Source organism: Variovorax sp. Soil_C_39 (genome assembly GCF_057656815.1).
Genome location: NZ_JBDGJQ010000014.1, coordinates 67,513 through 86,617, shown reverse-complemented (window position 1 = coordinate 86,617; position 19,105 = coordinate 67,513). Strand labels below are relative to the sequence as shown.

Below are 19,105 nucleotides of genomic sequence, written 5' to 3'. Positions count from 1 at the left end.
GAGCCGCCAGGCTCGCAAAGAGGGTGGGTCAATATTGGATGGAAATGCCGGGTCAGGATTGCATGGAACTCAACAGCCAGTGCCCCCTTCGGCGCCATCGCTGCCCTGGTCATCCTCTCTGTCCCGCCTGTCCAGCAACCGCAGATAAGCCGCGATCTCCTGCGCGTTGCGCTGCGCCTGGGCGGCCAACTCACACTGGCCCACCACCGCCTTGCGCGAGGCCACCGCCTGCACCTTCGAGCCATCGATGGCCACGGTGGATCCTTGAATCAGCCGGCTGGCCCGCGCGAACTGCACGAAGGCTGCACAGCTGGCCACCAGGGCCGTCGAGTTCTGGCGCCTGAACTCGGCGATGGTCTTGTGATCCGGGGCCAGGCGCCCCAGCAGCCACATGCACTCCACATTGCGATGGCACTCGCGCTCCAGTGCCCGCGAGGAACGGATCGCGCTCAGGTACCCCCAGAGGTACAGCCGCAAGAGATCGCCCGGGTCGTAGGGCGGTGTTCCCAGACGCTGCGCCTGCGCCTTGGCAAAGCCCAGCGCCTTCAGGTCCAGCGCCTGCACCCAGGCGTCCACCACCCGAACCAGTGCTTCCTGACCTACCAGCTCGTCGAGCATCAGTGGGAACAACGTCGCCTGTCCCCGCGCCTGTCCGTGTCGATGTCCCATTGGTCAGCCTCCAATGAAAAATGCCCTCCAGACAACGCCTGGAGGGCACTTCTCGCGGACTCAACGCCGACTATTTACACAGACTGACGAAGCGGGCCTTTGGCACTTTGGCGGCAGCGTCGAGGAATTACTTCTTCTTCGCGGTCTTGGCAGCGGGCTTGCCGGCGGCAGCAGCAGCAGCGCCTTCGGCGGGTGCTTCGCCTTCAACGGCGGGCACGGGCTCTTCGGCGACCAGCGGCGGCACGGCCGACACGATGACCGGGTTCGTCTTGCCGTGGCTCACGAACTTCACGCCGCGGGGCAGCTTGATGTCGCTCACGTGCAGCGTGGCTTGCTTCTTCAGGCCGGACAGGTCGACCTCGATGAACTCGGGCAGGTCCTTGGGCATGCAGCTGACTTCGAGTTCGGTCATCACGTGCGTCACGAGGTTGTGCTCGAGCTTGACGGCGTCGGACTCTTCCTCACCCTTGTAGTGCAGCGGCACCTTCATGTGCAGGCGGGTCTTGGCATCGACGCGCTGGAAGTCGATGTGCTGCACCAGCTGGCGGAACGGGTGGTATTGCACGTCGCGCAGCAGCACCTTGGTGGTGGCGCCGGCGAGCTCCATCTCGAGGACGGACGAATGGAACGCTTCCTTCTTGAGGGCGTGCCACAGCGCGTTGTGATCGAGCTCGATCAGTTGCGGCTGGGCTTCGCCACCGTAGACGATGCCGGGCGTCTTGCCCGTAACGCGGAGACGGCGGCTCGCACCCGTGCCCTGCTTTGCGCGCTCAAAAGCGACGAATTTCATAACAACTCCTGTGGGAGCCCACCGCGACCAGTGCGACTCCGGTTCAACAAGGGCGCCGTTCCTCAAAGTGGAGGGCGCCCGCTTTTTGCCCGGTCAGAACAGGTTGTCCTGGTCCGAGAACAAACTCATCACCGACTCGCCCTTGGCAATGCGCTGGATCGTCTCGGCGATCAGCGGTGCCACGGAAAGCTGGCGGATCTTTCCGCAGGCGAGGGCGCCGTCGGAAAGGGGAATGGTGTTGGTCACGACCACTTCGTCGATCGCCGACTGCGTGATGCGCTCGATGGCCGGGCCCGAGAAGATCGGGTGCGTGCAATAGGCATAGACGCTCTTGGCGCCGCGCTCCTTGAGCACCTCGGCCGCCTTCACCAGCGTGCCCGCGGTGTCGATCATGTCGTCCATGATCACGCAGTTGCGGCCGTCGATCTCGCCGATCACGTTCATCACTTCGCTGACGTTGGCCTTGGGGCGGCGCTTGTCGATGATGGCCAGATCGCAGTTGAGCTGCTTGGCGATCGCACGCGCACGCACCACGCCGCCGACGTCGGGCGAGACCACGATCAGGTCTTCGTAGTTGCGCTGGCGCAGGTCGCCCAGCAGCACCGGCGACGCATAGATGTTGTCGACCGGGATGTCGAAGAAGCCCTGGATCTGGTCGGCGTGCAGGTCCATCGTGAGCACGCGCTCCACGCCCACCGTTTCGAGCAGGTTGGCCACCACCTTGGCCGAGATCGGCACGCGGCTCGAACGCGGGCGGCGGTCTTGGCGGGCATAGCCGTAGTAGGGAATCACGGCGCTGATCCGCCCGGCCGAAGCGCGCTTGAGCGCGTCGACCATGATCAGCAGTTCCATGAGGTTCTCGTTGGTCGGCGCGCAGGTCGATTGCACGACGAAGACATCGCGGGCGCGGACGTTCTGGTTGATCTCGACCGTCACCTCGCCGTCGGAGAAGCGGCCCACGCGCGCGGCACCGAGCGAGGTGCCGAGGTTGTGCGCGATTTCTGCGGCGAGGCCAGGATTGGCGTTGCCGGTGAAAACCATGAAATCAGGGTGATTGGCCTGCATGAGCGCGTCCCGGCAGTGCGATTGGCTAAGAGGAAGCCACCAAAGAGTTCAAGTGTGGCGGCTCGAGAGCCGTCGATTATTGCAGCCGGTGGGCTGCAGAAGAAACACTGCGGCCCTCGGGCCGCAGTTTGCAAGGCGCCGCGGTGGGTGAGACCGCAGCCCGAAAGATTTGGCAGGGGAGAAAGGATTCGAACCTTTGCATGCTGGAATCAAAATCCAGTGCCTTAACCAACTTGGCGACTCCCCTACACAGGTTGATGGCTTGCGCCACCCACCGATATATGTCGCATCGGACCGATGAAGATCCGATTATCTTTCAGGTCGCCCATCCCTTGAGGGGGTGAACGGCCAGATTGCTGCACTGACGAACCTGCCAGCCCGCGGGGGCCTTGGCCAGTTGCGCTTCGTGCGGCGCTTGCGGCATTTTCGCGAACACCGAACTTCCGGAGCCGGTCATCCGGGCATGGAGTCCTTGGGTGCCGAGCCATTCGATGGCATCGGAAACCGCGGGACAAAGCCGCTGGGCAACCGGCTGCAGGTCGTTGTGGCCGAAGTCGAAGACCGCATCACCGAGCCGGTGATCAGGGTCTGGAGCTTCAAGCTGTTCGCTATCTGCAGCAAAGCCCGAGATTATAGCAACAGGAGTTGCGCGTTGAAGATCGGGGGCAGAAAAAATTAACCGGGTGTCGAGTCCTTCGGGAGGCTTGGCCACCGCGAAGCGCGCGGCGGGCAACGACACGGGCCGAATCTGTTCGCCGATTCCCTCGACCCAGGCATTCCGCCCACCCAGGAAGAAAGGCACGTCGGCCCCCAGGCCCAGGCCGATCTCGGCGAGCCGCGACAGGGGAAGGTCCAGCTGCCAGAGCCGGTTCAGCGCCAGCAGGCAGGTCGCGGCATCCGAGGAGCCGCCGCCCATGCCGGCCTGCGCGGGCACCGACTTGGCAACGCCGATGTGCGCACCGAGGCCGGGCGGCGCATAGGCCTGGAGCGCCCGGGCCGCGCGCAGTACCAGGTCGTCGGGCGGCAGCGCGGTCGTCAGGTCTTCGCGGCTGAGCTGGCCGTCGCGGCGCAACTCGACGTGGAGCGTGTCGCACCAGTCGATCAGCATGAAGACCGACTGCAGCAGGTGATAGCCGTCATCGCGCCGGCCGGTGATGTGCAGGAAGAGGTTGAGCTTGGCCGGCGCGGGAAGGTCGTAGATCGCCTTCATGACCGCTCGAACACGATGCGCAGGTCGGCCGTGGGACCCGGTGCTTCGCGCGTGGCCTGCAGGCGACCGTTCGCGACCTGGGCGAGGTCGGCGCGCCAGCCCGGCACCGGCTCGTTGCGGCCCGCGAGCCAGGCGAACAGCGCGCCCACCGGAATGGCCGCGCCGGTGGCCGCCTCGATCAACGCATCGACCGAGTCGAAGCGCCGGACCTCGCTGCCGTTCTTGAGCAGGGCCTCGCCCGGTGCCCAGTGCAACTGGGCCAGCGTGCTGCCGATCGGGCTGGTGAGCGAGAGCTCGCCGGCTTCGGGCGAGCCGCGCAAGTCGAACAGGGCCGAGAAGGTCTGGACCGGCTGGGTGTCGATGCGCAGCGACATGCGCCCGCTCCACGAATCCGAACCCTGCGGAGTGCGCTGGCCGGGCAGCTGCGCGCAGCCGCTCGCCACGAGCAGCGCCGCGGCGCCCGCCGCCAGCAGGCCCCGGCGCCCGGGGTCGGTCGCCATCGTGTTCACGGCTTGATCCGGAGGCGCTTGAGCGTTTCCTGCAGCGTCTCGTTCTCGGCGTCGCTCAGCAGGGCTTCCTTCCAGATCGTGACGGCGCGGTCCTTCTGGCCGGCGGTCCACAGCACTTCGCCGAAATGCGCACCGATCTCGGGATCGGGCCGGGTCTTGTAGGCCGCTTCGAGGATGCGCAGTGCCTCGGCGGTGTTGCCGAGCCTGAATTCGACCCAGCCCAGGCTGTCGGCGATGAACGGATCCTCGGGCGCGAGCTGCACTGCCTTCTGGATCAGCGTGCGCGCCTCATCGAGGCGGATATTGCGATCGGCGAACGAGTAGCCGAGCGCGTTGTACGCATTCTGGTTGTCGGGCTTGAGTTCGATGAGCCGGCGCAGCAGACGCTCCATCTCGTCGAGGCGGTTGAGCTTCTCGGCGATCATGGCCTGGTCGTAGACCAGGTCGTTGTCCTGGGGCGCTGCGGCGGCGGCCTGGACGAGCAGGTCGTAGGCGGCCTGGTATTGCTTGGCCTCGCGCAGCAGCTGCACTTCGGCGAGGAGCTTCTGCTTCTTCTCGTCGGCGTTGCGCTCGGGCAGGGCGCGAATGATCTCGCGGGCCTGCGGCAGCTTGCCCTGGCGCGCGAGAAGGCCGGCACGGCGCGTCTGCGCGATCGTGAGGTCTTCGGTGCTTTCGATGCGCGAGAGCCAGTGTTCGGCGCCGTTGAAATCCTTGCGCCGCTCGGCCAGTTGCGAGAGAACGAGGTAGGCCTGCGTCGTGCCGCGCTGGCGTTCGTCTTCTTCCTTCTGGCTTGCCGAGAGCTCGACATAGCGCTTCAGCGAGGTCTCGGCCGCCGCGTCCTGCCGCGCCTGGGCCTGCAGGCTGCCGAGCAGCAGCCAAGGCTCGGCCAGCTCGGGCCGCGCCGAGGTCAGCGCCTGCAATTGCGCGGTGGCGTCGGTGTAGCGCCGGTTCTCGACCAGCACGCGCGCATAGGCGATGCGAAGCTCGGGCGAGGCCTTGGGGTTGTTCGCGAGGTGGCGCGTGACGATCGGCTCCGCGAGCGGTTGGCCCGGGCCGATCAATTCGAGCGCAAGCGCGGGCGGCGCGTCGGAGGCGGGGGCGATCTCCTGGCCCCTGAACGCGGCCTCGAGCGCGCCCGACGGATCGCCGGCATTCAGGCGCAACCGGCCGACCGTGGCCCATGCGAGTCCGGCGGTGGAGGGGTTCCGGAGGTCGTCGGCCAGCGCCCGCTCGACCACCGAGGCGGCCAGCTTCTTGTCGGGCGAACGCGCGTAATTGCGAACGATCACCGCCATCAGCAGCGGCCGTTCGATCTGCGGCGTGGCGGCGACCTCTGCGCGCAGCGGCTCGACGCTTTCCTCAATGCGATTGAGCGCGATCAGGATCTGCAGTTCGATGCGGCGCGCATCGCGCGAATTCGGCAGCGCCTCCTGCCATGCGCGCGCGGCCGCAAGCGCCGCATCGCCCGAGCGCGACTGCAGCGCGATTTCCACCGCACGCTGGAACAGCTTGCCGTCGCGCAGCCGCCTGGCTGCATCGAGCACCAGCGCATAGCCCGAGCCGGGGTCGCCGCTGCGCGCGGTCATTTCGCCCATGAGGATCTCGTAGAACAGCTCGGCCGTCAGCGCAGAAGGCTGTGCAGCGGCGGTTTCGCTGGCGGGCTTGGCAGCGGCGGGCCGCGTGGCCGGACTTGCCGGCGACGGCATGGGCCGTTCGATGATGGGCGCGGGGCTTTCGGGCGCGGCGGGATCGGAGGTTTGCGCCTGGACGGCACATGCCAACAGCACGAGAGATGCGGCCGCCGCAAGGCGGTGTCGGCGGAGCGATGGAATCATCGAACCATAATAATCCAAGCTTTTGAGCGAGCATCGCGTGGGGCTTCGTCGAAGCCCGGAGTCTTCATTTCATGCCAGAGCTTCCCGAAGTCGAAGTGACCCGGCGCGGATTCGCCGAGCGCATTGCCGGCGCGCGCATCGATGCGGTGCGCATCGGCAAGCCGCTGCGTTGGGCGCTGATGGTCGAGCCCGGCACGCTGATCGGGCGCCAGGTGCTCGCGGTGCGCCGGCGTGGCAAATACCTGCTGGTCGACCTGGACCGCGGCCTGCTGCTGCTGCACCTGGGCATGTCGGGCAGCCTGCGCTTCGATGCGGTGCTGCCTTCGCCCGGCGCACACGACCACTTCGATCTCGTCACCGACCGCGGCACCCTGCGGCTCAACGATCCGCGCCGGTTCGGTGCGGTGGTGTACGTCGAGGACGAGGCCGCGCCCTGGGCCGTCAAGCTGCTCGGCGGGCTCGGCATGGAGCCGCTGGGCGATGCCTTCGATCTCGATGCCTTTCACGCCGGGCTGCGCAAGCGGCGCACCGCGGTGAAGCAGGTGCTGCTCGCGGGCGACGTGGTGGTCGGCGTCGGCAACATCTATGCGTCGGAGGCGCTGTTCCAGGCCGGCATCCGGCCGACTTTGCCGGCCGAGCGCATCAGCCGGCCGAGGGCGGCCCGCCTCCATGCCGCGGTGCGCGAGATCCTCGCGAGGGCGGTCGAGAAGGGCGGCAGCACGCTGCGCGATTTTTCGAACGTGGACGGACAGAACGGCTACTTCCAGCTCGAGGCCGCGGTCTACGGAAGGGCGGGCGAGCCATGTCGGGTCTGTGCAACGCCGATCCGGCAACTGCGCCAGGGGCAGCGTTCCACTTACTATTGTCCGAAGTGCCAGAAATAGGGCCTTCGGTGCAGTTCCCGGCGGCCTTGTCGGCGGCACGTGGTGACCTGCGGTGCTATATTTGTAAATAATCTTTTACATTTCCCCTTGAGCCGCTCTTTCAATCAACAACTCGACCAGCACGGTGCCTGGCGGAGCAATTTTGCGCATCGCCTCCAGTGGCTGTCGCGCTGGTTGAACGAGAACGAGCTGCTCGACCAAGCCGTGGCCGAGCGCCTGCGCGGGCTCGAGCTGCAGATCCGCACCAGCAAGGTGATGGTGGCCTTCGTCGCGGAGTTCTCGCGCGGCAAGTCGGAGCTCATCAACGCGATCTTCTTTGCGGGCTACGGCCGCCGCATCATGCCGGCGAGCGCCGGCCGCACGACCATGTGCCCGACCGAGCTCGGCTACGACGCCGCGGTGGCGCCCAAGCTGCGGCTGCTTCCGATCGAAACCCGCCTCGAGCCCCACTCGCTCACGCATTGGCGCGAGAAGCCGGCACGCTGGAACGAGATCGCGATCGACATGGGCGATGCCGACCAGCTGGCGCAGGCCATGGGCAAGGTGGCCGAGGTGCGCTGGGTCGTCAAGGACGAGGCTCGCGCGCTGGGCTTCTGGAGCGACGAGACGCCCGACGACAACCCGGTGCAGGACGCCGAAGGCCGGGTCGAGATTCCGCGCTGGCGCCACGCCATCCTGAACATGCCGCATCCGCTGCTCGAGCAGGGGCTGGTGATCCTCGATACCCCGGGCCTGAATGCGATCGGCGCCGAACCCGAACTCACGGTCAGCCTGATTCCGCAGGCGCATGCGGTGGTCTTCATCCTCGGCGCCGAGACCGGCGTGACGCGGTCCGACCTTGCCATCTGGCGCGAACACCTGGTCACCGAAAACGAAGGCAGCGACACGCGATTCGTGGTGCTCAACAAGATCGACACGCTCTGGGACGCGCTGAGTACGCCCGCGCAGATCGAGATGCAGATCGAGCGGCAGCGCGAAGTCGCGGCCAAATTCCTCGAGGTGCCGCTGGCGCAGGTGCTGCCGGTGTCGGCACAGAAGGGCCTGCAGGCCAAGATCCAGCGCGATGCGCGGCTGCTCGGCGCAAGCCGCCTGCCGGCGCTCGAGACGCTGCTCGGCGAAGGCGTGCTCGGCCGGCGCGAGACCATGCTGCGGCTCGCGGTCGATGGCGGCATGGTGGCATTGCGCACCGAGGCCGAGCGCATCCTGAAGGTGCGCCAGCGCGACCTGTCGGAGCAGGCGCTCGAACTGCAGGGCCTGCGCGGCAAGAACGTCTCGGTGATCCGCCACATGCGTGCGCGCATCGACCAGGAGCAGGCCGATTTCGAGGGCAGCCACACGCGCATCCTCGCGTTGCGTTCGGTGCAGGGCAAGCTGCTGCGCGAGGTGTATGCGGTGCTCGGCCGCACCGCGCTCAAGGCCGACATGGTGCGGCTCTCGGCCGCGCTCAGGGGCTCGGGCGTCAAGCTCAACGTGCGCAAGGTGTATGGCGAAACCTTCGACGCGCTGCGCAACAACCTGCGCGAGGTGCAGGCCACCACGGCCGAGATCCAGTCGATGCTCCACGCCACCTTCCGCCAGCTCAACGCCGAGCAGGGCTTTGCGCTGCAGGCGCCGGCCGAGCCCGACCTCTCCGGCTTCGAGCAGGAGCTGAGCCAGATCGAGCGCAGCCATGTGCACTACCTGGGCGTGGGCAACCTGTTGAAGCTCGCGCAGGCCGACTTCTGCGACAAGCTGGTGCGTGCGCTCGCCAGCCGGCTGCGGCTCGTCAACGAGGCGGCGATGGCCGAGGTCGAGCGCTGGAGCAAGGGCGCGAGCGCCCAGATCGACGCGCAGCTGCGGGAGCGCCGCCGCAACTTCCGCAAGCGCATCGAAGCCATCGAGCGCATCCAGAATGCGGCCGGCAGCCTCGACGAGCGGCTGCTCGAACTCGCCGCACAGGAGCGCGGGTTGACCGAGCTGCAGCAGCGGTTGCATGAATTCACCTCGATGGTCACGCAACAGTCAAGGCCTGCCGCGCCGGCGCCTGTCGGCGAACTGCGTGCGGCCTGAACGCGAGCGGGGCGGCGGCGCGGTGCCGCTGCAGCGGCTTCCACCCGATTTCGCCGCGCGCATCGTGGCCTGGCAGCGCAGCCACGGCCGCAGCGAGCTGCCCTGGCAGAACACGCGCGATCCCTACCGCGTCTGGCTGTCGGAGGTGATGCTCCAGCAGACGCAGGTGTCGACGGTGCTCGGCTACTTCGCGCGTTTTCTCGCGCGGTTTCCGAGCGTGCGCGAGCTTGCCGCAGGCACCGAGGACGAGGTCTTCGGGCTTTGGAGCGGCCTGGGCTATTACAGCCGCGCACGCAACATGCACCGCTGCGCGCAGGAGGTGGTGGCGCGCTGCGGCGGCGAGTTTCCGCGCACCGCCGCCGAACTCATGACCCTGCCCGGCATCGGCCGCTCCACCGCCGCGGCCATCGCGGCCTTCTGCTACGGCGAACGCGTCGCGATCCTCGATGGCAACGTCAAGCGCGTGCTGACGCGGGTGCTCGGCTTCGCTGGCGACCTGTCGTCGGCCGCCCAGGAGCGTGCACTCTGGGCGCTAGCCACACAACTGCTGCCACCGGCGGAAGAGACGGAAGCGATCGCGGGCTATACGCAGGGGCTGATGGACCTGGGCGCCACGGTCTGCCTGCCGCGCAAGCCGAGTTGCATGATTTGCCCGGTGAATGGCGACTGCGTTGCGCGCCGCGAAGGCGAGCCGGAGCGCTATCCCGTCAAGACCCGCAAGCTCAAGCGCAGCGCGCAGGCGCTTTGGGTGCTGCTCGCACGCGATGCCGAAGATCGCGTCTGGCTCGAGAAGCGGCCGGCGAAAGGCATCTGGGCCGGCCTCTTCTGCCTGCCGGTGTTCGACAGTCGCGAAGCGCTGCTCGCGGCGCTGCCCGAATCGGCCTGGGGCCAGGCCGAAGACCTGGCGCCCTTCGTGCATGTGCTCACCCACAAGGACCTGCACCTGCATCCGGTGCTGCTGCAGGGCGCGCAGCCCATGGGCGACGCCGCGCGCTGGGTGGACGCCACCGAATGGGCCGGGCTCGGGCTGCCGGCGCCGGTGCGCAAGCTGCTGCTGCAAGCGCAGGCGGGCCAGCCCTCGCTGGTTTAGACCGCGTCGAGTTCGCGATGGCGCTTGAGTGCGCCCCAGCGCGCTCCGAAAGCGCGCGCCAGCTGCTCGACCAGGAACACCGAGCGGTGCTGGCCGCCGGTGCAACCGATCGCCACCGTCACGTAGCTGCGGTGGTCGCGCGCCATCGCATCGAGCCAGCGCGAGAGAAACTGCTCGATGTCGTCGTACATGCGCGCCACGTCGTCGTGCTCGCGCAGCCAGTCGATCACCGGCGTGTCGCGGCCCGTGAGCGGGCGCAGCGTGGCCACGTAGTGCGGATTGGGCAGCATGCGCACGTCGAACACGAAGTCGGCGTCCAGCGGCACGCCGCGCTTGAAGGCGAACGATTCGAACACCAGCGTCAGCGCGCTCTCCGGCGCCGAGATCAGGGCCTTGATATAGCTCTGCAACTGGGCCGGCCGGATCAGGCTGGTGTCGATCACGTCGGCCCCGTCGCGCAGGTCGGCCAGCAACTCGCGCTCGAGCTCGATGGCCTGTGTCAGCACGCGCTCCTGCTCCGGCAGGTTGGTGCGGGGCTCCTGGCGCGAAAGCGGGTGGCGCCGGCGGGTTTCCGAATAGCGGCGCAGCAGCGCGTCGGTGGTGGCGTCGAGGAACAGCGAACGCAGCGAAACGCCATCGTTTCGCAGCGCCTCGAGCTGCTGCGGCACGATTGGCAGCGAGACGCCGCTGCGCACGTCCATGGCGATCGCCACGCGCGTGGCCTGTTGCTCGTGCTGCAGTGCGATGAAGGGCGTCAGCAGTTCGGGCGGCAGGTTGTCGACGCAGTAGTAGCCCGCGTCTTCGAGCGCATGCAGCGCGACCGACTTGCCCGACCCCGACATGCCGGTGATGAGCACCAGGTCGAGGTTCATGGCACCGCCGCCGAGGTCTTGTGGCCCAGCATCTCGCGGGCATGCGCGAGCGAGGTTTGCGACATCTTCTCGCCGCCGAGCATGCGCGCGATCTCGCGTGCGCGGCTGTCGTCGTCGAGCCGCGAGACGCCGCTCTCGGTGCGTGGGCCGGGTTCGGTGCCGCCGCCCGCCACCTGGCGCTTGGCCACCACCAGGTGGTGGTCGGCGCAGGCCGCGACCTGCGGCAGGTGGGTGACTGCCAGCACCTGGCGGTCGCGCCCGAGCTGGTTCATGAGTCGACCGACCGTTTCGGCGACCGCGCCGCCGACGCCGGCATCGACCTCGTCGAAGATCAGCGTCTGCGCGCCGCCGAGCTGGCTGGTGGTGACGGCAATGGCCAGCGCGATGCGCGAGAGTTCGCCGCCCGAGGCGACCTTGCCGATCGGACGCGGCGTGCTGCCGGGATGGCCGCTCACAAGAAAGGCGACTTCTTCGAGCCCCGCGCGACCGGGCTGTGCGAGTGGCTGCAGCGCGACCTCGAAGCGGCCGCCCTGCATGCCGAGCCCCTGCATCGCCTGCGTGACGGCGTCGGAAAGCCGCGGTGCCGCCTGCTTGCGGGCCTTGGCAAGCGCCTTGGCTTCCTTCATGTAGGCCTGCTGCGCGGCCTGCTCGGCGCGCTCGAGGCCGTCGAGATCGCTTTGCGCATCGAGCGCCTGCAGCTCGGCCTGCCAGCCCGCCAGCAGCGCCGGAAGGTCGTCGGGCGTGCGCTTGTAGCGGCGCGCGAGCGACATCCACAGGCCCATGCGCTCGTCGAGTTCGGCAAGGCGCTGCGGGTCGACCTCGGCATTGCGCAGGTAGCCGTGCAGCGAATGGGCGGCATCGGACGCCTGCGCCACGCTCGACGCGAGCACCTCGCCGAGCGCCTGGAATTGGGGCTCGATGTGCGCGCAGTTCTGCAGCAGCGTCACCGCGCGCGACAGCGCGGCGAGCGCGCCGCCGTCGTCATCTTCAAGCGCCTGGCTGGCGCCCTGCGCTGCATCGATGAGCGCTTGTGCATTGGAGATGCGCGCGTGGTTGGTGGACAGTTCTTCCCACTCGCCCTCGGCCGGTGCCAGCTTCGCCACTTCGGCGATCTGCCACTGCAGCCGCTCGCGCTCGCGCTGCAGGGAATCCTGCGCCGAGCGCGCATGGTCGAGCGCCGAAAGCGCCTGGCGCCAGGCCTGCCAGGCGGCGTCGAGTGCGTCGGTGCGCGCGCCGGCATAGGCGTCGAGCAGGCCGCGCACCGCGTCGGGCCGCGTCAGGCTCTGCCAGGCATGCTGGCCGTGGATGTCGAGCAGCCGGTCGCCGAGTTCGCGCAGCTGCGTGGCCGTGGCCGGGCTGCCGTTGATCCAGCCGCGGCTGCGGCCCTGCAGGTCGACCGTGCGGCGCAGCAGCAGGACGTCGCCCGATTCGAATCCGCCCTCGTCGAGCCAGGCGTCGAAAGCCGGATCGGGATCGAACTCGGCGCTCACGTCGAGCCGTTCGGCGCCCTCGCGCACCGCGCCCGCGTCGGCGCGGTTGCCGAGTGCGAGCTGAAGGGCGTCGATCAGTATCGATTTGCCGGCGCCGGTTTCACCCGTCAGCACCGTGAAACCCGACGACAGGTCGAGTTCGAGTGATCGCACGATCACGAAGTCGCGCAGGGCGATGCGTCGCAGCGCCATTCAGGAGCCCCCTTCGTTCCAATGCAGTTTCTTGCGCAGCGTGTCGAAATAGCTCCAGCCCCGCGGGTGCAGGAAGCGCACCCGGTAGTCGGAGCGGCGGACAACCACGCGGTCGCCGATCGCGAGGGATGCGAGCGACTGCATGTCGAAATTGGCGCTCGCGTCGCGGCCCGACACGAGCTCGATCACGATCTCGTCGGCGTCCGGCAGCAGCACCGGCCGGTTCGACAGCGTGTGCGGCGCGATCGGCACCAGCACCCAGCCCGGCACCGCGGGATGCAACAGCGGGCCGCCGGCCGAGAGCGCGTACGCCGTTGACCCCGTGGGCGTGGCGATGATCAGGCCGTCGGCGCGCTGGTTGGCCACGAAATGCCGGCCGACCGACACGCGCAGTTCGACCATGCCCGAGGTGGCGCCGCGGTTGACCACCACGTCGTTCATGGCCAGCGCCTCGAACACGGAGGCGCCGTCGCGCATGACGTGCGCATGCATGAGGCTGCGGTGGTCTTCCTCGTACTCGCCTGCGAGCATCGGAATCAGCGTGGCCTGGTAGTTGTCGAGCGGGATGTCGGTGATGAAGCCGAGCCGGCCGCGGTTGATGCCGATCAGCGGAATGCCGTAGCAGCCGAGCTGCCTGCCGATGCCCAGCATGGTGCCGTCGCCGCCCACCACCAGGCCGAGGTCGCAGCGCTGCCCGATCTCCTCGACGCTCAGCGGCTCGTAGCGGCCGCCGACCCGGGCCTCCGACCCGGCTTCTTCGGCCGCTGATTTCTCGACGAACACGGTGCATCCTTGCGATTCGAGGAAAGCGCCGATATCTTCCATCACGCCATCGCGCGCATCGGCCTGTGCCCTGGCACCGGAAGCCTGGTACTTGCCGATCAATGCGACGTGACGAAAGCGGGAAGTCATCTACAAATTACAACACTAAAATCTTGCAATGCTGGACGACCGCGCCAAGTTGCTGCTCAAGACGCTGGTAGAGCGCTACATCGCCGAAGGCCAACCGGTCGGGTCGCGGACTTTGTCACGTTCGTCGGGGCTCGATCTCTCGCCGGCGACCATCCGCAACGTCATGTCGGACCTCGAGGCGCTGGGGCTCATCGCGAGTCCGCACACCTCCGCCGGCCGGATACCCACCGCCCGCGGCTACCGGCTTTTCGTCGACACCATGCTGACCGCCCAGCGCGAGAAGATGGACGCGCCGAGCCTCGCGCCCGACCAGCCCCAGAAGGTGATCGCCAACGCCGCGAGCCTGCTGTCGAACCTCTCGCAATTCGTCGGCGTGGTCATGGCGCCGCGGCGCGCGTCGGTGTTCAAGCAGATCGAGTTTCTGCGGCTGTCGGAACGGCAACTGCTCGTGATCATCGTCTCGCCCGACGGCGAGGTGCAGAACCGCGTGATCGTGCCCGAGGCCGACTATTCGCAGTCCCAGCTGGTCGAAGCCTCGAACTACATCAATGCCCACTATGCGGGCCTGACCATCGAGCAGGTGCGCGACCGGCTCCAATCCGAGGTTGAGAAACTGCGCGGCGAGATCGCGGCGCTGATGCAGGCGGCGGTCAAGGTCAGCTCCGAGGTGTTGACCGAAGCCCAGGAAGACGACGTGGTGATCTCGGGCGAGCGCAACCTGCTCTCGGTGTCCGATTTCTCGAGCGACATGGGACAGCTGCGGCGCGCTTTCGAGCTGTTCGAGCAGAAGGCGCAGCTGATGCGCCTGCTCGACGTGTCGAGCAAGGCCGAGGGCGTGCGCATCTTCATAGGCGGCGAAAGCCATATCGTGCCGATCGAGGAGCTCTCGATCGTCAGTGCCAACTACGAGGTCGACGGGCAGGTCGTGGGGACGCTCGGCGTCATCGGCCCGACGCGCATGCCGTACGAACGCATGATCCAGATCGTGGACATCACCTCGCGGCTCGTCAGCAATGCGCTGAGCCACCGCAAGTAGAAGAAGAGCGCCGCCGCGGTGGCCGCGAATAGAATCGTGGCCGCGTGGGCCGTTAGCTCAGTTGGTTAGAGCAGCGGACTCATAATCCGTTGGTCGATGGTTCAAGCCCATCACGGCCTACCACTCGCAACATTTTTGAGCTGCTCCAGGGGAGGCCAAAAATGCGTGCTATACTAGCAAGCTGTGCGGCTGTAGCTCAGTTGGATAGAGTACTTGGCTACGAACCAAGGGGTCGTGGGTTCAATTCCTGCCAGCCGCACCACTCTCTGTAAAAGCCAGGACGTGAAAACGTCCTGGCTTTTTTTTGCCTGCCGCATGGCTGCGTTCAGAAAAGGAACGACAGCTGCGGGTCGGGCCTGAGGCCTGGCGGCAGCGTGACATCGTCGGCCTTCCTGCCGATCCCCGTCGCAAACCAGCGGAAGGTGTTGGTCCGTTGGCCGTCTCGCCCGGTGGTCCGCACGAACAGGTAGCCCGAGGTGGCGTTGCCCGACTCATCGACGGGGATCCCGGCGGCCCTGAGCGCTGCAACTTCGGCCCGGGTGCTCGTGTCGTACGGCAACTGGAGCGTGATGGTCGCGTTGTGAATGATCTGATTGAGCATTGCGTCCCGCAAGGTTCGTTAGGGCTCAGAGCTTCCGTCCCGTCCAACTCAGCCGTAGTTCGGCGGGCGAAGCAAGATTGTGAACTTTTTCACGTATTCCTGAAAATGTTAATGCTTCTGCGTCGCCGTAACCATTGGTTCTCATGGCATAGGCTGTTCGGCACCCGCTGCGCTGCCCGGCGCTAAAGTCGAACATTTCATTGATTCAGGGCAAGGCGAACATGGGCCTCCAGAGAAACCGGCGTGCGCGCCAGATCCTCCTGTGCTTCCTGTGCGGTGTGGCCGCCGCTCCGGCCTTGGCAGCAAAGATCAGCTGCGTCCCGGGTGCCGCGAGCAGCGGCGCAGGAGCGCCTTTCAATGCGGTCCGGAGAATCTCGATCGACGAGCATTCGCGCACCGTCAACATGGACGTGGTGCGTGCGCGCACGAAGGACACGGAGACCATGGGCAAGATGCGCGGCGACCTGCTGAGCATGGACGAGACCCAGTCTGGCGAGCCGGTCTACGTCTTCAATGCGATTCCGGCGGCGGGCGCCGAGGCCATGAGCCTGTTCCGGCTCTTCAAGACCAGCGAATGGCGGCTGATCGGCGCGGTCGTGAGCTTCGCCCACAAGGTGCCGGCGCTTCGCAGCGTCGAGCCGGGCGTGGTCTTCGACTGCAAGCGTTCGGGCATGGGTTGAGACAATCCGGGATGGGCTGGCAGCGTTGTTGCGCCCGCATTTTTTGTTGAATTCAGAGGTTGTGCCTTGAGCAAAGCATTCACGAAGGAAACCGACGCCCAAGACGACGAGGACGGTGGCGACGGTGCCATGCCCGCGTTGCCGAGCGGCAGCAAGAACTACATCACGCCAGCCGGCTATGCCCGCTTGCGCGAGGAACTGCTGCAACTCATGGACGAGGAGCGGCCGAAGGTGGTCGAGGCCGTGCATTGGGCCGCGAAGAACGGCGACCGCTCCGAGAACGGTGACTACCTCTACGGCAAGAAGCGCCTGCGCGAGATCGATCGCCGGATCCGTTTCCTTTCCAAGCGCCTCGAGATCGCCGAAGTGACCGACCCATCGGTGCACCACGGCAGCGACCAGGTCTTCTTCGGCGCCACGGTGCGCTATGTGGACGAGACCGGCGACGAGCGCAGCGTCACGATCCTCGGCATCGACGAAGCGGACAGCGCCCAGTCGCAAGTCAGCTGGATCTCGCCGATCGCACGGGCCTTGCTCAAGTCTCGCGAAGGCGATGTGGTGAAGCTCGTCACGCCCGGCGGTGCGCACGAGGTCGAAGTGCTGTCGGTGAGTTATCCCACGCCGGGTGCCGGCCCCGCAACGCGGTAGCGTCGGAGGCGTCTTTTTCTCAGGGCGCGGGAACGGTTCGCGAGGCGGTCAGCACCGAAGCCGTGCGACGCGCGGCGCGCAGCACGGCATCGAGGTGCGTGCGGTCGCGCACCGCGATCACGAAGCGCAGGTCGGTCGAGTCCTGCGGTGTTTCGTCGGCCATTTCGACGTGGGTGATATCGGCCTCGGCATCGGCGAGCGTGGCGGCCACCCGCGCGAGCACGCCCTTGTCGTTGCGCACCGTGATGACCACGCCGGTCTCGAAGGCGCGGGTGGGCTCGTCGGACCACTCGACCGCGAAGAAACGCTCGCTGTCCTTGTGCCGCAGTCGCTGGCCGACGCCGCAGGCGTCGGTGTGGACGACCAGGCCTTCGCCGTGGCCCAGGTAGCCGACGATGTCGTCGCCCGGAATTGGCCGGCAGCACAGCGCGAAGCGCACCGACGAATTCTCGCTGCCGTCGAGCGTGACGGCGCCCTGTGAAATGGTTTCGTGCGAGATGAAGCGCTCGCGGCTCAGCAGCAGGGCGTCGGGGCGCTCGCCCAGCTCGGACAGCATGGCCACGAGCCGCTTGGCGACAATGCTGGCGATGCGCTTGCCCAGGCCGATGTCGGTCAGCAACTCGGCGCGCGTGCGGTTGCCCGTGAAGCGCAGCAGCTTTTCCCACAGCGCCTGGTGCTCCGCATCGTCGGCCGGCAGCTTGCTGAGGCCTTCGGCCCGTAGCGCCTGCGCGAGCAGCTTCTCGCCCAGGCCTTCGGATTCGGCATGCGCGAGCGTTTTCAGGTAATGGCGGATCTTGGAGCGCGCGCGCCCCGTGCGCACGAAGCCGAGCCATGCGGGGTTGGGCGTCGACACCGGCGCGGTGATCACCTCGACCACATCGCCGTTCTTGAGCTCGGTGCGAAGCGGCACCTGGTCGCCGTTGATGCGCGCCGCGGAGGTGTGGTCGCCGATGTTGCTGTGGATGGCGTAGGCGAAGTCGACCACCGTGGCGCCGCGCGGCAGCGCGAGGATCTGGCTCTTGGGCGTGAAGACGTAGACGGCGTCGGGGAACAGGTCGACCTTGACGTGGTCCCAGAACTCGGCGGCATCGCGGGTTTCGTCCTGGATGTCGAGCAGCGACTGCAGCCACTTGGTGCCGAGGCGGTCGTTGCTGGCCGCGTTGGGCTCGGCGGCCTTGTAGAGCCAGTGCGCGGCCACGCCCGACTCGGCCACCACGTGCATGGCTTCGGTGCGCAGCTGGAACTCGACGTTCACGCCCGCCGGACCGACGAGCGTGGTGTGCAGCGACTGGTAGCCGTTGAGCTTGGCGATCGCGATGTGGTCCTTGAACTTGCCCGGCAACGGCTTGTACATCTGATGCAGGACGCCCAGGCCGGTGTAGCAGGCGATCACGTTGGGCACGATCAGGCGGAAGCCGTAAATGTCGGTCACCTGGGCGAAGCTCAGGTGCTTTTCTTCCATCTTGCGGTAGATGGAATAGAGCGTTTTCTCGCGTCCGGCGATGCGCACCGTCATGTTGGCGTTGCCGAAGGCGGTCTCGACCTCGCGCTGCACCTTCTGGATCAGGTCGCGCCGGCGCCCGCGTGCCTTGGCCACAGCCTTGGACAGCGTGGCGTAGCGCCAGGGCTTGAGGTGGCGGAAAGACAGTTCCTGCAGCTCGCGGTAGGTCTGGTTCAGGCCCAGCCGGTGCGCGATGGGCGCATAGATCTCGAGCGTCTCGCGCGAGATGCGGGCCCACTTCTCGCGCGGTGCGTCGGCCAGCGTGCGCATGTTGTGCGTGCGGTCGGCCAGCTTGACCAGGATGACCCGCACATCTCGCGCCATGGCAAGCAGCATCTTGCGGAACGACTCGGCCTGGTTCTCCTCGCGGGTGTTGAACTGCAGCTTGTCGAGCTTGGTCAGGCCATCGACCAGTTCGGCCACGGGGGCGCCGAAGCGCTCGATCAGTTCGGGCTTGGTGACGCCGCAGTCCTCGATGGCGTCGTGCAGCAGCGCGGCCATGAGCGCCTGTGCGTCGAGCTTCCATTCGGCGCATTGCGCCGCTACGGCGATCGGGTGGGTGATGTACGGTTCGCCGCTGTTGCGCAGCTGGCCCAGGTGGGCCTCGTCGGCAAAGCGGTAGGCGCGGCGAACCAGTTCGGTGTCTTCGGGGCTCAGGTAGTCGAGCCTGGCGGTCAGCGCGGCAAAGCTCGCGGCAGCCGCATTCAGCGCCGCGGGACTCGGCTTCGGCATGCCCGTCGGGGCATGGGACTGACTTTTGGCGACCGCGCTCATGCCTATCACTTTAGCGTGACCGCTGTATGGACGCGTCCAGACGTAAAAAAAGCACCGCCAAGCGGTGCCTTTTCGTTGCGGGTCTGCGTCAGATCAGCCCGGCACTTTCTTGAGCATCTCGAGGCCGATCTTGCCTTCGGCGATCTCGCGCAGGGCGGTCACGGCGGGCTTGTTCTTGCTCTCGATCTTGGGCGCGTGACCCTGGCTCAGCATGCGTGCGCGGTAGGTGGCGGCCAGGACCAGCTGGAAACGGTTGGGAATCTGGGTCAGGCAGTCTTCGACGGTGATGCGGGCCATG

Annotated in this window: 18 protein-coding genes and 3 tRNA genes; 8 read left to right on the top strand and 13 right to left on the bottom strand. The window is 67.1% G+C overall.

Annotated elements, in window-relative coordinates; translation table 11 throughout:
- Positions 1 to 69: 69 nt before the first annotated feature.
- From AC3A6J_RS25245 to AC3A6J_RS25215, 7 genes are all read right to left on the bottom strand, one after another.
- Entirely contained in the window at positions 70 to 618 is a 549-nt protein-coding gene (locus tag AC3A6J_RS25245) for a transposase (protein WP_487862741.1), read from the bottom strand.
- A gap of 178 nt (positions 619 to 796) precedes the next feature.
- The gene (locus AC3A6J_RS25240) at positions 797 to 1,459 is read right to left on the bottom strand and encodes a 50S ribosomal protein L25/general stress protein Ctc (RefSeq protein ID WP_487862740.1); all 663 of its coding nucleotides are present in this window, start codon (positions 1,457 to 1,459) and stop codon (positions 797 to 799) included.
- A gap of 93 nt (positions 1,460 to 1,552) precedes the next feature.
- Complete coding sequence (locus AC3A6J_RS25235; RefSeq protein WP_487862739.1) at positions 1,553 to 2,524, bottom strand: ribose-phosphate pyrophosphokinase; 972 nt, start codon at positions 2,522 to 2,524, stop codon at positions 1,553 to 1,555.
- A gap of 170 nt (positions 2,525 to 2,694) precedes the next feature.
- A tRNA-Gln gene (locus AC3A6J_RS25230) sits at positions 2,695 to 2,771 on the bottom strand.
- 69 nt (positions 2,772 to 2,840) lie between these two features.
- A complete protein-coding gene (gene ispE / locus AC3A6J_RS25225) occupies positions 2,841 to 3,734 on the bottom strand; it encodes a 4-(cytidine 5'-diphospho)-2-C-methyl-D-erythritol kinase (protein ID WP_487862738.1) in 894 nt (297 codons plus the stop codon).
- Entirely contained in the window at positions 3,731 to 4,234 is a 504-nt protein-coding gene (locus tag AC3A6J_RS25220) for a lipoprotein insertase outer membrane protein LolB (RefSeq protein WP_487862747.1), read from the bottom strand. Before AC3A6J_RS25220 ends, ispE begins: the two co-directional genes overlap by 4 nt.
- A 5-nt stretch (positions 4,235 to 4,239) precedes the next feature.
- Positions 4,240 to 6,078 (bottom strand): tetratricopeptide repeat protein, encoded by a 1,839-nt coding sequence (locus tag AC3A6J_RS25215; protein ID WP_487862737.1) that lies wholly within the window; start codon positions 6,076 to 6,078, stop codon positions 4,240 to 4,242.
- A 71-nt stretch (positions 6,079 to 6,149) separates the two neighbouring features.
- Between AC3A6J_RS25215 and mutM the strand changes: the two genes are divergently transcribed.
- From mutM to mutY, 3 genes are all read left to right on the top strand, one after another.
- Positions 6,150 to 6,962 (top strand): bifunctional DNA-formamidopyrimidine glycosylase/DNA-(apurinic or apyrimidinic site) lyase, encoded by an 813-nt coding sequence (mutM, locus tag AC3A6J_RS25210; protein WP_487862736.1) that lies wholly within the window; start codon positions 6,150 to 6,152, stop codon positions 6,960 to 6,962.
- An 87-nt stretch (positions 6,963 to 7,049) separates the two neighbouring features.
- On the top strand, positions 7,050 to 9,011 hold the full coding sequence (locus AC3A6J_RS25205) for a dynamin family protein (protein WP_487862735.1): 1,962 nt from the start codon (positions 7,050 to 7,052) through the stop codon (positions 9,009 to 9,011).
- On the top strand, positions 8,935 to 10,101 hold the full coding sequence (gene mutY, locus AC3A6J_RS25200; RefSeq protein WP_487862734.1) for an A/G-specific adenine glycosylase: 1,167 nt from the start codon (positions 8,935 to 8,937) through the stop codon (positions 10,099 to 10,101). The genes AC3A6J_RS25205 and mutY overlap by 77 nt, the downstream gene beginning before the upstream one ends.
- Here mutY and rapZ read toward each other — a convergent pair.
- From rapZ to AC3A6J_RS25185, 3 genes are read right to left on the bottom strand one after another with little or no spacing between them, the layout of a single operon-like run.
- A complete protein-coding gene (rapZ, locus tag AC3A6J_RS25195) occupies positions 10,098 to 10,973 on the bottom strand; it encodes an RNase adapter RapZ (protein ID WP_487862733.1) in 876 nt (291 codons plus the stop codon). The genes mutY and rapZ overlap by 4 nt on opposite strands.
- Complete coding sequence (gene recN, locus AC3A6J_RS25190; RefSeq protein ID WP_487862732.1) at positions 10,970 to 12,655, bottom strand: DNA repair protein RecN; 1,686 nt, start codon at positions 12,653 to 12,655, stop codon at positions 10,970 to 10,972. Before recN ends, rapZ begins: the two co-directional genes overlap by 4 nt.
- Entirely contained in the window at positions 12,656 to 13,567 is a 912-nt protein-coding gene (locus AC3A6J_RS25185; protein WP_487862731.1) for an NAD kinase, read from the bottom strand.
- 28 nt (positions 13,568 to 13,595) lie between these two features.
- On the opposite strand from AC3A6J_RS25185, the gene hrcA reads away from it, so the two are divergent.
- The 3 genes from hrcA (at position 13,596) to AC3A6J_RS25170 (ending at position 14,865) form a co-directional block, all read left to right on the top strand.
- Positions 13,596 to 14,603 (top strand): heat-inducible transcriptional repressor HrcA, encoded by a 1,008-nt coding sequence (gene hrcA / locus AC3A6J_RS25180; protein WP_487862730.1) that lies wholly within the window; start codon positions 13,596 to 13,598, stop codon positions 14,601 to 14,603.
- Positions 14,604 to 14,649: 46 nt separating this feature from the next.
- Positions 14,650 to 14,726, top strand: a tRNA-Ile gene (locus AC3A6J_RS25175).
- Between the two features lie 62 nt (positions 14,727 to 14,788).
- Positions 14,789 to 14,865, top strand: a tRNA-Arg gene (locus AC3A6J_RS25170).
- A 63-nt stretch (positions 14,866 to 14,928) separates the two neighbouring features.
- Here AC3A6J_RS25170 and AC3A6J_RS25165 read toward each other — a convergent pair.
- The gene (locus AC3A6J_RS25165) at positions 14,929 to 15,204 is read right to left on the bottom strand and encodes a hypothetical protein (protein WP_487862729.1); all 276 of its coding nucleotides are present in this window, start codon (positions 15,202 to 15,204) and stop codon (positions 14,929 to 14,931) included.
- Positions 15,205 to 15,425: 221 nt separating this feature from the next.
- Between AC3A6J_RS25165 and AC3A6J_RS25160 the strand changes: the two genes are divergently transcribed.
- Entirely contained in the window at positions 15,426 to 15,884 is a 459-nt protein-coding gene (locus AC3A6J_RS25160; protein ID WP_487862728.1) for a hypothetical protein, read from the top strand.
- 66 nt (positions 15,885 to 15,950) lie between these two features.
- Positions 15,951 to 16,532 carry a transcription elongation factor GreB gene (greB, locus tag AC3A6J_RS25155; RefSeq protein WP_487862727.1) on the top strand — a complete coding sequence of 194 codons (582 nt, stop codon included), beginning with the start codon at positions 15,951 to 15,953 and terminating at the stop codon, positions 16,530 to 16,532.
- Positions 16,533 to 16,551: 19 nt separating this feature from the next.
- On the opposite strand, the gene AC3A6J_RS25150 is transcribed toward greB, so the two are convergent.
- Both AC3A6J_RS25150 and rpoZ read right to left on the bottom strand, forming a co-directional pair.
- Positions 16,552 to 18,807 (bottom strand): RelA/SpoT family protein, encoded by a 2,256-nt coding sequence (locus AC3A6J_RS25150; protein ID WP_487862726.1) that lies wholly within the window; start codon positions 18,805 to 18,807, stop codon positions 16,552 to 16,554.
- 93 nt (positions 18,808 to 18,900) lie between these two features.
- A complete protein-coding gene (gene rpoZ / locus AC3A6J_RS25145) occupies positions 18,901 to 19,104 on the bottom strand; it encodes a DNA-directed RNA polymerase subunit omega (RefSeq protein WP_280813669.1) in 204 nt (67 codons plus the stop codon).
- Position 19,105: the final 1 nt, after the last annotated feature.

What these genes read in the sequence shown, in the direction of transcription:
- rpoZ (WP_280813669.1), bottom strand. Translation starts at nt 19,104, where the DNA reads ATGGCCCGCATCACCGTCGAAGACTGCCTGACCCAGATTCCCAACCGT.
- AC3A6J_RS25165 (WP_487862729.1), bottom strand. Translation starts at nt 15,204, where the DNA reads ATGCTCAATCAGATCATTCACAACGCGACCATCACGCTCCAGTTGCCG.
- mutY (WP_487862734.1), top strand. Translation starts at nt 8,935, where the DNA reads ATGAATTCACCTCGATGGTCACGCAACAGTCAAGGCCTGCCGCGCCGG.
- AC3A6J_RS25235 (WP_487862739.1), bottom strand. Translation starts at nt 2,524, where the DNA reads ATGCAGGCCAATCACCCTGATTTCATGGTTTTCACCGGCAACGCCAAT.
- ispE (WP_487862738.1), bottom strand. Translation starts at nt 3,734, where the DNA reads ATGAAGGCGATCTACGACCTTCCCGCGCCGGCCAAGCTCAACCTCTTC.
- AC3A6J_RS25245 (WP_487862741.1), bottom strand. Translation starts at nt 618, where the DNA reads ATGCTCGACGAGCTGGTAGGTCAGGAAGCACTGGTTCGGGTGGTGGAC.
- rapZ (WP_487862733.1), bottom strand. Translation starts at nt 10,973, where the DNA reads ATGAACCTCGACCTGGTGCTCATCACCGGCATGTCGGGGTCGGGCAAG.
- AC3A6J_RS25240 (WP_487862740.1), bottom strand. Translation starts at nt 1,459, where the DNA reads ATGAAATTCGTCGCTTTTGAGCGCGCAAAGCAGGGCACGGGTGCGAGC.
- AC3A6J_RS25150 (WP_487862726.1), bottom strand. Translation starts at nt 18,807, where the DNA reads ATGAGCGCGGTCGCCAAAAGTCAGTCCCATGCCCCGACGGGCATGCCG.
- AC3A6J_RS25215 (WP_487862737.1), bottom strand. Translation starts at nt 6,078, where the DNA reads ATGATTCCATCGCTCCGCCGACACCGCCTTGCGGCGGCCGCATCTCTC.
- hrcA (WP_487862730.1), top strand. Translation starts at nt 13,596, where the DNA reads ATGCTGGACGACCGCGCCAAGTTGCTGCTCAAGACGCTGGTAGAGCGC.
- AC3A6J_RS25160 (WP_487862728.1), top strand. Translation starts at nt 15,426, where the DNA reads ATGGGCCTCCAGAGAAACCGGCGTGCGCGCCAGATCCTCCTGTGCTTC.
- AC3A6J_RS25185 (WP_487862731.1), bottom strand. Translation starts at nt 13,567, where the DNA reads ATGACTTCCCGCTTTCGTCACGTCGCATTGATCGGCAAGTACCAGGCT.
- recN (WP_487862732.1), bottom strand. Translation starts at nt 12,655, where the DNA reads ATGGCGCTGCGACGCATCGCCCTGCGCGACTTCGTGATCGTGCGATCA.
- AC3A6J_RS25220 (WP_487862747.1), bottom strand. Translation starts at nt 4,234, where the DNA reads ATGGCGACCGACCCCGGGCGCCGGGGCCTGCTGGCGGCGGGCGCCGCG.
- mutM (WP_487862736.1), top strand. Translation starts at nt 6,150, where the DNA reads ATGCCAGAGCTTCCCGAAGTCGAAGTGACCCGGCGCGGATTCGCCGAG.